The organism is Bradyrhizobium viridifuturi (genome assembly GCF_001238275.1).
GTDB classification, from domain to species: domain Bacteria; phylum Pseudomonadota; class Alphaproteobacteria; order Rhizobiales; family Xanthobacteraceae; genus Bradyrhizobium; species Bradyrhizobium viridifuturi.
The window spans coordinates 23,226-36,398 of sequence record NZ_LGTB01000035.1; the positions used below are offsets into that span (position 1 = coordinate 23,226).

Below are 13,173 nucleotides of genomic sequence, written 5' to 3' on the forward strand. Positions count from 1 at the left end.
GCAAGTGCCGTAAAATTCACGTTTTCGGCGCGAGGACTATCAGATGGCACCGGCATTCACAAGGCTCCCTCAGCGTCTCCCGATCATGGCGTCCAGGCGCGGGCCAAGTTCCGCGCTCAGCTGGCCGTAGCCGGCCTTGTCGAGATGGACGTGATCGAGGAATTCGGATGCCGGGAGGGACGTGAGCGGTCCAACGTAAACTCTGTCCGGAGGCCGCGGCGAGATGATCTGCACGAGCTGAGCCTGCAGCTCGGCAAATTTCTGCTGCGGAAGCAGGTCCGGCAATACCTTCGGATTCTCGGTCGCGTAAAAGATCAGCGTGGGCTGTTTTGCCTCCGACACGCGCCGCAGCGTCCGCTCCAGGGCCTGTCGTTGCGGGTTGTCCGGGGCGAGGTCGATCTTCTCGTACCGTGATCGCGCCCGCATCAGCAGGACAATGTCGTCAAGGTCGTCGCCCTTGGCCTCAGACGAGCCTTTCAGCCATTTGTCTGCGGCATCGCGCAGGCCGACCAGGAAGTTGAAGGGACTGCCGTCGAACCACAGGGCCTGGAGAAAGTCGCGCGACCGGTAGAGAAACCACCAGTTGACCAGTGCGTCGTGGCTCCATCTTGCGATCCCGCCTGCTTCCTTGCCGGTGGAATAGGTGCCGTTGGCATCCACGGACAGGGTGTCGAGCCATGCGCGGGTTTTGCTTTCGCCTTCCCGGTCGAAGTCGCGCGAGAAGGAGCGCAGGCTCAGATCGAACACGATGACGTCGGGCTTTGTGGGCAGAACGATGCGCACAAGGTTCTCAAGATCGGTCGGAAGAGTCCCGTTCATGCCGAAATTGGCGACATATGCCTTTTGACCGGGGTGCTTTTCGGCCAGCCAGTTCTGCAACTGGTTCGACAGGGTATGCGACTGCCAGGCGGTATCGCCCTTGTCCCGCATCGCGCGACCGAAGATCAGGGAGTCGCCCAGAACGGCGACCTTCAATCCGTCAAACTTCCGAAATTCTTCCAGCTTGGTGTAGAGCGCGGCCGGTGACTGGACGTCGATCGTTGCCCGAAAGATGCCGCTGGCCGGCGCGACGATGCGCAAGGCAATGTCCACACACGCCAGCACCGCGACCAGCACCGCAATCGTCACAGCCAGACGCGAGAGAACGTCGCGCCCCCGGAATCCCCTGGTTTTTTCAGCCTCGACCATCAGCGTTCAGAAGTTCTGGTAAACGAACAGCGCCTGGCCGGTGTTCGACAGCAGCACGATGATGGCGATCTTCGCCGCCAGCCAGACAATCTTGAGAATATCGTCGCGCCCCAATGTCATCGGTATAGCCCCAGCATTTTGCCGTAGATCGCGCCCCACTCCGAGTAGGACTTGAGCCAAAGGATCAGTGTGGTCGACACGAACGCGTAGACGAGAAAGCGACGGAGATAGATCGAGGGCCCGGTGATGGCCGGCCCCTTCTTGACGCCGACATATTTGCGGAAAACCTGGCTTGCGACCAACGCGCCGCCGTGAACAGTGCCGAACGCCAGGAAGCCCCACGTCACCCCGTGCCAAAGCGCGATCAGGATCATCGAGGCGAAGTACACCGCCGATATCAGCGCAAACTGGATGCGGCGCGGCGCCTTCTTGATGACGATGAAGTTGAGCGGCGTGAAGACGTAGTCCCTGACCAGCGTGCTGAGCGAGATATGCCACCGATTCCAGAATTCCTGGATCGTCGTCGAATCGAATGGCCGATTGAAGTTCTCGATCAGCCTGAAGCCCATCAGCGAGGCCGTGCCGATCACGATGTCGCAATAGCCGCTGAAATCGAGATAGATCAGGCCGAGCTGGGCCAGCGCACCTACCCACAACATCGGCCCCGACATCTGCGTCGCGTTGTCGAACGAGAAGATGCCGAACGCCGACAGGTTGTCGGCCAGGACGAACTTCTTGATCATCCCGTTGGCGATGCGGTGAAGCGCAGGGATGACCGTCTTGGAATCGAAGACCGGGGACGCCAGCTGCTGCTCGAAGCTCCGGTAACGCTCGATCGGGCCGGCCAGCAATGCCGGGAAAAACAGCACGTAGGTACAAAATCGAAGGAAGCTCGGCCGTTCGATGAATTCCACCTCCATCAGGTAACTGACGCAGCGGAATACCATGTAGGAAATGCCGATGATGTGGACCGGCATGTAGTGGAACGGGTTGGCCGCTCCCAGCAGCCGGGGGTCTCGCGCGAGAAACAGGAAGATCCAGAGCAGCGCGACGACGAGCAGTTGCGCTTCCATAGTAAAGCGCGCACCGCGTTGCTTGCGGTACAGTCCGATCCCGTATGAAACGGCAAGGAAGCCGGCCAGGACGATGATCGACGCCGGATCGAATCCGAAGCTGATGAAGAACGCGAAGCTCAGCAGCAGCAGGGCGACGTTGCGCGCCATCTGAAGGTTGACGGCGCAGCATATGATGACGGCCGCTGCCGATATGTACAGAAACTCGAAGCTGTTCAGGGAAGGCCCGCCGACGACGGCGGCTGCTGATTGGAAAAGCATCGCATCCCTTCTCGACGCAGCGAGTCCCTAGTCGGGCCGACGTCCAACAGCCACGCAATTGATCGTCAGGCGGTCCTTCAGGCACCGCTCGAGGCCGTACCCCGTCATCGGGAACAGCTCGTTCTTCTCGATCTCGAAACCCGCCGACTTCATCAGGTCGGTCATCTCCGACGGCTTGTCGATGAGGTAGAGGTGATCGGGAGCGGGACTGTTGGCGGGCATGTTCACGAGGATCCGTCCGCCGGGCTTCAGATAGCGGATCAGGGATCGCAGCGCCTTGAGCGGGTCCTCGAGATGCTCCAGCAGCTCACTCACGACGATGCTGTCGAAGCTGTCGCGCTGATCGGGGGCGTCGAACATGTCCTGGCGGACCAGCTCGACTTCATCGCTGACGCCGATCACTTCCAGGGTGCGCCGCGTGGCCGCGATGGCGCCTTCGCTGACGTCCCAGCCGACGATCGAGCCGGATCGGGGATCCGTCGCCGTCAGATAGAGCAGCGCGCCGTGGCCGGGCCCTACTTCGAGATGGCGATATCCTTCCGGAAGCATCGGCAGATACTGGCTTCGATAGAAGGTCAGCGCGCAGGCGTGGTTGTGCCAGAACACGCCCGACAGCAGCAGCCCGTTCATGTATTTTTCCATGACGTCGGGCTTCGAGTAGACGTCGCGAACCGCCTCGCTGAACTTGGAGCGCTCGTAGCGCCCATGGCGCCGGAAGAACAATTCGGCTTCCAGGATCATGTTCTCGCAGAAATACCGGTAGTCGTGGCAAATCTTGTCGATGGTCCCGAAGTGATGGAGCGCGATCTTGGTGACGAGCTCCGACGACGCCTCGGTGTCGCGCATCACCTCGAGCGACCTGTTGCCGAGGCTGGTCGCCAAGGTGGGCTCGTGCTGGGGCCACGCGGCGATCTGTCGCGCAACCAACGCTGACAGGTAGGGGTACGCGGCAATGTCGATCTCTGCAATTTTCGACCGCCGCACGATGTTCGTGGAACCCGTCACCCTGACCATCCTTTGGTTGAAAATATCGCCCTTCTGACACAGCCGGGCTTGGCCGTGCAAGGCCTTGAACAGCGATAATTCTTCCCGGCAACAGGGCGGGGGCATCCGGCGAGGCCAGCGGAGCCGTCGGCCAATTGATAACTTGACGGAGCCAAAAAGCTCAGCCAGATAGCCGCGAGGTCAAGGGCCAGGAACATGAAAAGCCGCCTCCCGAGCGCATTTGGTCTGCTGCGCCAGGCCGTCATGATAGGGACATTGTCGCTGGCAGGAATTTCCTCCGCCTTCGCGGCCGCCGCGCCACTTGTAGTAGAGAAGGACCATCGGGTAGCCGCGGCCAAGGACACCTATCTCATTCTTGTGTTGGACTTGAAGCCGAACCTCGACGATTTGCGAAAATCCGGCGCCGAGGCTTCCGATCTGATCAGAGCGACGGCCGCCCGCTACGCCAAGGATTATCTCGCGCAACCTGAATTCAGCTCGAGCCCAAAAGTTGTCGTCTATTTGATTTCAGTCGAGAGCATGGACGAATACAACCGCGCCAAATTCGACGGCATGAAGCGGTATGGCACCATCGCCTTCGAGAAAAAGGGTGACGAGGTCGTGCTGACCGAAGACAAGCTCTCCTTTAGCCCATAGTCCTTATTGGCCCATAGGCCTTCGGGTCTTTCCCCGGGATATCGCCTGCTCAACATGACGAGTTCGAAGCTTAGAAGGACGGTTGCTGGGATCATCTTGGTCGTCGCGATTTGCGGCGGCATAGCGGCAACGGTCGAGAAGACGCGCAGATACATCAATCAGCGAATTGATCGCATGTTGGCTGAACGCGCCCCGCCGAAGCCGGAAATTCCGCCTCCACCTCCACCTCCACCCCAGCCTGCTCCAGCGCAATCGTCTCTCGACAAGAGGGCGCAGATCGAGCTCCAGCAACTGTCCGGGCGCGTCGCGACGCTCGAGTCGTTGCTGGCCGGCGCCGGAGGCACGCTCGTCGACCATGCCCCGGTTGCGAGTGATTATCGCGGGCAAGGCGCGCCGGTCTTTGCGATGCTTGATGCCGTGGGGCCCTATCGCAAGAACGGGCTTTTCGAGATTTACGGCGGCAATTTTCGCGAACGGCGCTCCGGCCCGATCAGCGTCAGCGAGGCGGATTTCGAGATCACCCATGGACAGGCATGGCTGATCTGGTCCCCCGACTTCACGCCGGCAAAGGACGCGACCCATCTCCAGATCAAGTTCGCGGCGCCTCCGACGACGGGCAAGATGACCGTCGGGTTTGTCCTCGACGACGGACAGTCCCTGGCCTGGACATTGGACCTGGCCGCCAAGAGCGCGGAGCCGGCAGGTCTGCTTCCGCCGATCCTTCCCGATGACATCGTTACGCGCGCCAACAACGCGCAGGTGGTCGGAGATATCAAGCTGGCCGGTAATCAGGTGACCGTCCCGTTGCCTCCCAGCCTCCTGCTCAACCTGAGAAGCGGCCGGACCAAGGCGATCTCGCAATGGTTCGTGAAGGTCGATGGTGCGGCTGGGACGACGATGCGCTTCCAGGCGCTTGCGCTGGTTCGGCCGGCGCCGCCGGCGACCAGCACGGGTGTCGCCTTGGCGGGCAAGGTCGTCGGGGGCGACATTGCCCCGAACACGTCGGTCGAATTGCTGGAGGAATCGGGCGCCACGAAGAAAACTGTGCTGGCGACCGACGGCAGCTTCGCCTTCACTGCAGTCGATCCGACCAAGCCGGTATCCCTTCGCCTGCGACGCGAAGAGTTCGAGCATTCCGCAACGCTCGGCCGATGGTTCGTCCCTTTCTATGATCGCGACGATCTCGTCATCGACGTGCGTCCGATCTACGTCAACGAGGACGGCCATGCTCCTGATTCAGCCCGCGCAAAGTTCAATGGCGCCCGCAAGCCGTCTCCCTATGCCGCGTTCTACGAGCCGCATAGCCGGCAATACTGGCCAGGCGCCGGCACGGTGCAGGAGTACGACTCGACCACATTCGTGAACAATATGGGATACGTCGATCGGGACCGCTTTTTCGACAATCCCGACAACTGTGTCCGTCTTGCCAGTACGGGCGGCAGCGACATGGTTGCCCTGCAAGTCCGTCCCTTCGAGAAGGTCAATATTCTTCTCGAGGAAAGTCTCGGCGTCGCCCTGCATCGCTGTGTCGAGGTGATCTCCGCTGCGACCGACAATGGCGACATCGGCACGAACTATCCGAGAATTCGAGATTATACCTCGAAGTTCGGCGTTCAGGCCACTTTGGTATCGATGCTTGCGGGACTGGTCTCTCAGGTCAGTCCGACGATGCTGCACGACGGATTGGGATTCGATCCGGAGAACAGTGCCATTCCGAATTTTCTCCACGACGCCAGCGGCGCCTTGACCTTCAGGACGGCTTCGCCGGTGTTTTCCGTCTTCATGGCCAAGCCGACGTTCCCGGAATACGTCAAAGGAATCCCGTTCGGCGAGACGCTCAGGGTGCCCTTCGACGTCATGCCGCAACCCGGCAAGGAAGCATTCCAGTACTGGACCGAAATTGTCTCCTATATCGAGAAGCACCACCCCGGTCAGAATTTCATATTCCATACCGGAGTGGACCAGGCGCAGTGCCGGAACAATTGTGAGTCCACGCTGACCCTGGCCGACGGCACCAAGGTTGCCGCGGGCGCAAAGGGCTTCGTCAGGAACGTGACCGAGTACTGCGCCAAGAATGGGTACACCTGCGTGAACCCCAACTTCTCCGAGCGATATGGCCAGGTGCCGCGACTGCTGACGTTTCAGTTCGACGGACATTACTCGAAGCTTGGACATCAATGGCTCGCGCAGGAGCTGACGGCGCCATTGGCCAAGATCCTGTCCGATACGCCGAGATGAAAAAGGCTGGCGCCTATCTCCTTGCTCTGCGCGTGATTGTCGCGGTCGGATGCTGTGCGCTTGGCTCGGCGTCGGCGCTTGCTGATGCAGGCAAACCGGATGCTCCGGTTCGCCTGCTGCCGTATCCGTTTTCGCATATCGTCAGTTTTGCTGCGGACACCGACGCGCTTCGCCCCTGGCACGGCGCGGCCATTCATCGTTTTTTCAATGAAGAACTCGGCCTCACGATATCGGATTCGCTTTGGCCGCAAGGTAGCGAGGGGTCCTCGTCCTTTTTTGTTGGACCGGGACAATTCAATCGGTCTCCTTCGGGCATTGGCTCCGAACCCACTTTTGCCCTGCTCTTGCGGGAGTGGCACCGCGGAAACATCGATCATTTCCATAGCTGGCACGAGGATGGTCCGTTGGCCCTCCGGACCGAGATCCAGCCACCGCTTGAGTTGTCCGCGGCACGATCGCGTCTGGACATGGCAGCGTCTTCTATCGGCCTGCCTCCTCAGCCAAGCCGCAATGTGAGATTTTACTTCTCGGCGGCCCCACCTGCCGATCTTTCAATTATGTTGCACGACAGCAAAGGTGGATTGACCATTTTTGGTCCCGGAGACATCGCTCGCGGGCAGGACATTCAGTTTGAAGTGGGATCGCTCGGCTGGATCGTCGAGGTGATTGTCCCGCGACGATCGAACGGGGTTGCGCGTCCTGTAGATGCGATGTCAATCGACAGGATCGAGTTCATCGCACCTTCCTGCGCGGCTGGGTGTTCCGCTTCGCTGACAAGAGTGGAACGTGATCATTTCAGTCGGCAAACGGTGCTATCCGAAATTCCCTGGCTGGCAGCCTGGAACATTCGTCCGGCAATCCTGACGTCCCACGGCGGCAACACGCTCATTCAGGATTTCGGCGTTCCGGGAAAGTTTGCGAAGTTTGTCGCGTTCGACAACCCCGCGCTCGTCGATACGCATGAGGCGCTTGCAGACCAGAAGCAGAGCCATGCCTACCATTCCGATCTTTTGAGGAAGCTTGGTGTGCTCGCGGTCTGGTCCTATTTTGCTGCCGACGCGAAGGACATATTCGCCGCGCCTGACGGACCTGAAGTTCAGCACGGCCTGTTGCCGCTCTCATCGACCTACCAGCAGCTCTATGAACTGCCTCGCGCATCGCCCCCGCCGCTGGACACCAGTAGCCAAGACAAGTTTGATGCATCGGCGCGCGTTTTGCTCGCAGATATACCCGAGGCGGAACGGAAAGAACTCTATTGCGGACCGAGCTGCAACCTGTCCCAGGGCAACGCGCTCGCGATGCTGATCGCCTCTCACCTGCAGTCGATCAACCGCGGCAAGAAGGTGAAGGGCCTGATCTACACCCATTTCGGCTCCGAGGAAGGAACTGCGGTTTTTCGATCCTCGCTCGAGCAGCCGGTGACGCCGGCCGTCGCGAAATGGATGCGACGGTTCGCAAACTACGTCTATGACTTCGACGGCTCGATCGGTGTCGACCGACGCATCTGGTCGCCGCCGGCGAATACCTGGGTTCGATACCAGGTGATGCATTCCGGAATCGCTTCGCATATTGCCGTTGACGGGTCCGCGATCTCGATCACGCCCTGGACTGATCCGGTCACGCAAACGACCTGGCCCGATATGCGCGCCGGGACGCGAGACCTTCACGGGCTCACGGTGTACGTTCCGGATCCCGAACATGCCTCCGTGAAGATCGGCGGGAAAGAAACGCAATCATTCACCCGCAACCCGCCCGATGAAACCGGCAAGACGTCGATCACATTGGTCGACGACCACGCGCCGACCCCGATCATCGGCCAGGTCGCCCTGAAGGATCGCGCAAGCATCGAAGCCATATCGGGACAATTCACCGACGCATCGGCGAGCGATCCCTACATCAGCCTGGGAACCGAGACGTCCGGCGACGCATCCGTCGTCATCAAGCCCTGGCGGCTCGAGCTCTGGAACACGAGCCACCTGCAACTCGCTGTTCGCAAACGCTGCTCCGGCAACGATGCTGAGAGCTGCCTTGGGTCCCGCCTCAAGATCGAATTGTTGATGGAGGATGGCGGTACGGTTTCCATTCGGGAAGACCAGCCTGCGGGCGAACATGTGTCGTCCAGCGCATGGTCCGTCCCGCGGCTGAAAAAGCTCGATACATGGGTATCGCATACGCTCGATGTGGCGCAGTTGATCTGGCCAAAGTTCATCGACGAGAGCGACGACTGGCGTCGTCCTCCCCTCCCGGTCGGGAAGGTCAAAGAGGTGAGGGTATCGCTGACGAACGCGCCTGCGGGCACGACGCTCGATGTACAGAACTTCAAGGCTTTGCGGCCCTCCGGGAACGGGCAGGCTGCTGATGGCACCAAGCTGATCGCCGGCCGTGTCACCCTGGACGGCTCGATGCCGGTGCCGGGCGCGCAAGTTCGCGCGGCGACGGGATCCGGCCACATCGTCTCTACCGCGACCGATCAGGATGGGTATTACTTCTTCCCCGGACAGCCGAACGGGCAGATTGTGAGCATCCGCGCTCAGCTGGGTTCACGGCAGTGCTTTCCGAGCCAGGGGCGTCGCATCGAGATCGGCAAGGACGAGGCCGAGCTCGACATCGAGCTCGGGCAAAGCCTGCAGTTGGCGCGGCCTGCATCCGGCGCCGTCGGCCTTGCCGAACAGGCTTGCGAAGCGGCACCGGGCCTTGTGGCGCAAGAGCGGTAGCGGCCAATATCGGTTCGGTGGTTGCGAGATCGCCCGCCGCCCAATGAATGACCCGCCGCGCGGCCGTTCGGTCTCCTGTCGTCTCCCGCGGCCGTCGGCGCCACACCGTACGCGGCGTGCCCGTGTGCCGACGGGCGCCTGCGCGTGCCGGCGGAGCGCGAACACTGTCAATGGCTTGATACCGCTCCTGAACGTCGCTTAACGCTTGCTTAGGCGCGGCGAAGCTACCCTGCAAGGCGGGATTGCGGGAAGCAGCGGATGTCAGTCGTCGAGAACTCGCCAGATCAAACGCTGCCCGCGGCGGCGCGTTCCGTCGATGATACGCGCGTACTGCCATTCCTCAGTATGGCGACACTGCTGGTGTCCGCGCTGCTGCTGTTCCTGATTCAACCGATGTTCGCAAAGATGGTGCTGCCGAGGCTCGGTGGCGCGCCTTCGGTCTGGTCGGTGGCGATGGTGTTCTTCCAGGCCGTGCTGCTGGCCGGCTATGCTTATGCCCATCTGCTCGGCCGGTTGTTTGGGCCGCAGCGCGCGGGGCTGGTCCATCTGCTCCTGCTCGCCGTCACGGCGATGACCTTGCCGATCGCGATCGCGCCGAATTGGGGGCCCCGCCGGCGGATGGAACGGCGCTGTGGCTGTTCGGGCTGTTCGCTGCGTCGATCGGCCTGCCGTTCTTCACGTTGTCGGCCAGCGCGCCCTTGCTGCAGAGCTGGTTCGCCGCGAGCGGCCATCGCGAGGCCAGCAATCCCTACGTGCTCTATGCCGCGTCGAATCTCGGCTCGTTCGCGGCCCTGTTTGCCTATCCCACCGTCGTCGAACCGTTGCTGACGTTGAAAACGCAGGCGAGCGCCTGGTCGGTCGGATTCGCGGTCCTCACGCTCCTCGTCACGGCGGTCGCCTTCGTGCTCGGACGCGGCAATGGCGTTGCGATTGCGGCGCCGACGCCGCCGACATCGAACGTCAATGCGGCCGACCGGCTGCGCTGGATCGCGCTTGCGGCCGTTCCATCCGGGCTGGTCATCGCGGTCACCGCGCATCTGACGACGGATGTCGCGGCCGCGCCGTTCCTGTGGGTCATTCCGCTCGCGCTCTATCTGTTCACCTTCGTCGTCGTGTTCCGCGATCGGCCGTGGATCAGCCACGCAACCGTGGTACGGCTCGTGCCGTTCGCCGTGGCTCCGCTTGCGATCAGTCTGGTCGGCGCCAAGGTGTTCTGGCTCACGACGATCGTGCTCCACCTCGTCGTGTTCGCGCTGCTGGCGCTGCTTTGCCACGGCGAGCTCTATGCCAGGCGCCCGCACCCGGAGCGGCTGACGGAGTTCTTCCTGTGCACCTCGTTCGGCGGCGTGCTGGGTGGCGCCTTCGCGGGATTGCTTGCGCCGCAGATCTTTTCCGGCAACTACGAATATCCGATCCTGATCGCGCTCGCATTGCTGGCACTGCCGGGCATGTTCGCCGGCGGCGCGCGCCGGGCGCTGGTGAAGGCCTCGCCATGGCTGGCGGTAGCGATCGCGCTTGCCATGGTCTGGTACGTGACTCAGTTGCGGCTGCCGGCCGCCCTCGAGCTGCCGTTCAGCGCCCTGCTGGTCGTGCTGACGGCCTGCATGCTGTTTCTGCGGCAGCGGCCGGTGGCATTCGCTGGACTGGCAATCACGGGCCTGATGCTGACGACGTTCTGGCGTCCGGGCCTCGCCCCGATCGAGACCGCACGCAGCTTCTTCGGGGTGCATACGGTGGTCGACCTCGCGGACGGCAGCGCGCGGCTGCTGTTCCACGGCAACACGATGCATGGCGCCGAGCGGCTGCGCAACGCGGACGGTACGCCGGTCGAAGGAGCGCCCGAGCCCCAGAGCTATTACTACCCGGGCAGCCCGCTGGCCGACGGGATCGCGGCGGCGCGCGGCGCCGGCGAGCTCCGCAAGGACAGCTTCGAACGGGTTGCGGTGGTCGGTCTCGGGACCGGCTCGCTCGCCTGCTATCTTCGCGGTGGAGAGAGCTGGACCTTTTTCGAGATCGATCCCGAGGTGATCAGGATCGCGAGCAATCCCTCCTTGTTCACGTTCCTCTCGCGCTGCGCGCCGAAGGCGAGGCTCGTGCTCGGCGATGCGCGGCTGACGTTGCAGGCTTCACCCGATCGCTACGACCTGATCGTGCTGGACGCCTTTTCGTCCGACGGCATTCCCGTCCACCTGCTCACGCGTGAAGCGATTGCCGGCTATCTGTCGAAGCTGACGCCGCACGGCAGTATTCTCGTGCATTTCTCCAACCGTCATCTCGATCTGGCGCCGATCCTGGCTAATGTCGCGCGCTCCGAGGGGTTGACCGCGCTGTTCAAGGAAGGGCATCCCGCCGGCGACGTCATGACCACGCTCAGGACGGCGTCACGGGTGGTGATGCTGGCGCGCGCGCCCGAGGATACCGGCGAGGCGGCGCGGCACTGGACCGCCATGTCGCCGGATCCGACCAGCGCACTCTGGACGGACGATTACTCGAATCTCCTTGGCCCCATGCTGCGGACGAAGTTCGGCTCCTGAGCGCGCATGGACGGCGCGGCGATCTTTCACCGTCGTTCGCGCTGCGGCACCTCCGGATTGGCTAAAGGAGTGTTAAGCGCCACGCCCGATTTTCGTCGATCGCGCAGAACTGACATTAAACTGTCATGCCGTAGGAATCGGAGGAGCTTGCTACAAGCGGCGTGAGGACAACATGACGGCCTTCATCATTTGGAAGGCGGAAGTTGGAATATCCTCGCAAATGAGGCCGGCACCGGATGAGTGCCGAGTTCGCCAGGACGGTCTCCTGAAGCGCTTTGCGCGCGACCGATCCGGCAGTTACGCGATCATCATCGCCTTGCTGATGCCAGTCCTGGTCGGGACCGCAGGGCTCGGCACCGAGGTCGCGTGGTGGTTCTACAAGCACAAGAACATGATGAGCGCGGCCGACTCGGCGGCCGTCAGTGCAGCCACCGCCGGCACCAATCTCGTCACCGAGGCCAACGCCGTCACGACATTCTACGGCTATGCGAACGGGATCGGCAACGTCACCGTCACTGTGAACCAGCCGCCGACCTCGGGCAGCTTCGCCTCCAGCCCGCAGGCGGTCGAGGTGATCATCAGCCAGCCGCAAGCGCGGCTGTTGTCGGCGTTGTTCGGCTCCGGGGCGGTACCGGTCACGGCCCGCGCCGTTGCACTCGGTAATGTCGGAACGGGCTGCGTGCTGGCGCTCGATCCGACCGCCAATCCTGCGGCGACCGTGAAGGGCAACACCCAGCTCAACCTGATCAACTGCAACCTCTATGACGATTCCAACGGCAGCTCGGCGCTCAATGTCAGCGGGACGGCAACGATATCTGCGGCCATGGTTGGCGTGGTCGGCGGAGTTTCCGGCACCAGCAGCATCACGGCGACCAACGGCATTCGGACCGGCATCAGGGCGATCGCCGATCCCTATGCCAACGTCACGCCCACGATGCCGACATGGTGTGACTACTCGAACAAGTTCAATGTGAAGGGAACGACGACTCTCAGCCCGGGCAGCTATTGCGGCGACATCTCCGTCGCCGCGGGCGCGACGCTGACGTTCAATCCTGGGGTCTTCTATTTCAACGGCGCCAACCTGTCGGTGGCCGGCAACGCCACGATCACGGGAACGGGCGTCACCCTGGTGTTTACCGGCTCGAGCGGCAACTGGGGCTCGGCGACGATCGGGAGCAACGCCAATGTCAGCCTCACGGCGCCGACGAGCGGAACGACCGCGGGAATCGCAATCTATGGCGACCGCAGGATGCCGGTCGGAAGCAGCTTCAACCTGACGGGCGGCGGCACGCAAAATCTGCAGGGCGCGATCTACCTGCCGAAGGCGGCGCTGAGCTTCAGTGGCGGCAACGGCACAAGCGCGAATTGTACGCAAATCATCGCAGATACGATCTCGATCGTCGGAAATTCCAATGTCCAGGTCAATTGCGCTGCGATGGGCGGTAATGCCATCGGTACGGCGACGGCGCAGCTTGTCGAGTAAGCTGGAGCGATACGATGAAAACGGGCAGGGCAGGTGGTGAG

Annotated in this window: 9 protein-coding genes; 5 read left to right on the plus strand and 4 right to left on the minus strand. The window is 62.1% G+C overall.

The genetic code is table 11. The annotated features are described in order from the left end of the window. Positions 1 to 69 precede the first annotated feature (69 nt). From ALC15_RS28295 to ALC15_RS28305, 3 genes are all read right to left on the minus strand, one after another. The gene (locus ALC15_RS28295) at positions 70 to 1,188 is read right to left on the minus strand and encodes an SGNH/GDSL hydrolase family protein (protein WP_128089608.1); all 1,119 of its coding nucleotides are present in this window, start codon (positions 1,186 to 1,188) and stop codon (positions 70 to 72) included. 116 nt (positions 1,189 to 1,304) lie between these two features. Continuing rightward, on the minus strand, positions 1,305 to 2,411 hold the full coding sequence (locus ALC15_RS28300; protein WP_157860948.1) for an MBOAT family O-acyltransferase: 1,107 nt from the start codon (positions 2,409 to 2,411) through the stop codon (positions 1,305 to 1,307). A gap of 138 nt (positions 2,412 to 2,549) precedes the next feature. Next, entirely contained in the window at positions 2,550 to 3,404 is an 855-nt protein-coding gene (locus ALC15_RS28305) for a class I SAM-dependent methyltransferase (protein WP_157860949.1), read from the minus strand. A gap of 318 nt (positions 3,405 to 3,722) precedes the next feature. Between ALC15_RS28305 and ALC15_RS28310 the strand changes: the two genes are divergently transcribed. From ALC15_RS28310 to ALC15_RS28320, 3 genes are all read left to right on the plus strand, one after another. Beyond that, positions 3,723 to 4,163: a hypothetical protein gene (locus tag ALC15_RS28310; protein WP_128089609.1), complete on the plus strand. Its 441-nt coding sequence runs from the start codon at positions 3,723 to 3,725 to the stop codon at positions 4,161 to 4,163. Positions 4,164 to 4,337: 174 nt separating this feature from the next. Then, positions 4,338 to 6,401 (plus strand): hypothetical protein, encoded by a 2,064-nt coding sequence (locus ALC15_RS28315; RefSeq protein ID WP_128089610.1) that lies wholly within the window; start codon positions 4,338 to 4,340, stop codon positions 6,399 to 6,401. Next, a complete protein-coding gene (locus ALC15_RS28320; RefSeq protein WP_157860950.1) occupies positions 6,398 to 9,115 on the plus strand; it encodes a carboxypeptidase-like regulatory domain-containing protein in 2,718 nt (905 codons plus the stop codon). Before ALC15_RS28315 ends, ALC15_RS28320 begins: the two co-directional genes overlap by 4 nt. A 261-nt stretch (positions 9,116 to 9,376) precedes the next feature. Here the strand turns inward: ALC15_RS28320 and ALC15_RS42255 are convergent, their stop codons facing one another. After that, positions 9,377 to 9,661 (minus strand): hypothetical protein, encoded by a 285-nt coding sequence (locus ALC15_RS42255; RefSeq protein WP_050630127.1) that lies wholly within the window; start codon positions 9,659 to 9,661, stop codon positions 9,377 to 9,379. Positions 9,662 to 9,714: 53 nt separating this feature from the next. Between ALC15_RS42255 and ALC15_RS44915 the strand changes: the two genes are divergently transcribed. Together ALC15_RS44915 and ALC15_RS28335 are read left to right on the plus strand one after the other, a co-directional pair. After that, complete coding sequence (locus ALC15_RS44915) at positions 9,715 to 11,649, plus strand: fused MFS/spermidine synthase (protein ID WP_050630128.1); 1,935 nt, start codon at positions 9,715 to 9,717, stop codon at positions 11,647 to 11,649. A gap of 220 nt (positions 11,650 to 11,869) precedes the next feature. Beyond that, positions 11,870 to 13,132 carry a TadE/TadG family type IV pilus assembly protein gene (locus ALC15_RS28335; protein WP_094194157.1) on the plus strand — a complete coding sequence of 421 codons (1,263 nt, stop codon included), beginning with the start codon at positions 11,870 to 11,872 and terminating at the stop codon, positions 13,130 to 13,132. Positions 13,133 to 13,173 lie beyond the last annotated feature (41 nt).

Bases quoted from the DNA above. Each gene is read 5' to 3' on its own strand.
- ALC15_RS28295 (WP_128089608.1), bottom strand. From the start codon at position 1,188: ATGGTCGAGGCTGAAAAAACCAGGGGATTCCGGGGGCGCGACGTTCTC.
- ALC15_RS28300 (WP_157860948.1), bottom strand. From the start codon at position 2,411: ATGGCGCGCAACGTCGCCCTGCTGCTGCTGAGCTTCGCGTTCTTCATC.
- ALC15_RS28310 (WP_128089609.1), top strand. From the start codon at position 3,723: ATGAAAAGCCGCCTCCCGAGCGCATTTGGTCTGCTGCGCCAGGCCGTC.
- ALC15_RS28315 (WP_128089610.1), top strand. From the start codon at position 4,338: ATGTTGGCTGAACGCGCCCCGCCGAAGCCGGAAATTCCGCCTCCACCT.
- ALC15_RS28320 (WP_157860950.1), top strand. From the start codon at position 6,398: ATGAAAAAGGCTGGCGCCTATCTCCTTGCTCTGCGCGTGATTGTCGCG.
- ALC15_RS42255 (WP_050630127.1), bottom strand. From the start codon at position 9,661: ATGGACCAGCCCCGCGCGCTGCGGCCCAAACAACCGGCCGAGCAGATG.
- ALC15_RS28335 (WP_094194157.1), top strand. From the start codon at position 11,870: ATGAGGCCGGCACCGGATGAGTGCCGAGTTCGCCAGGACGGTCTCCTG.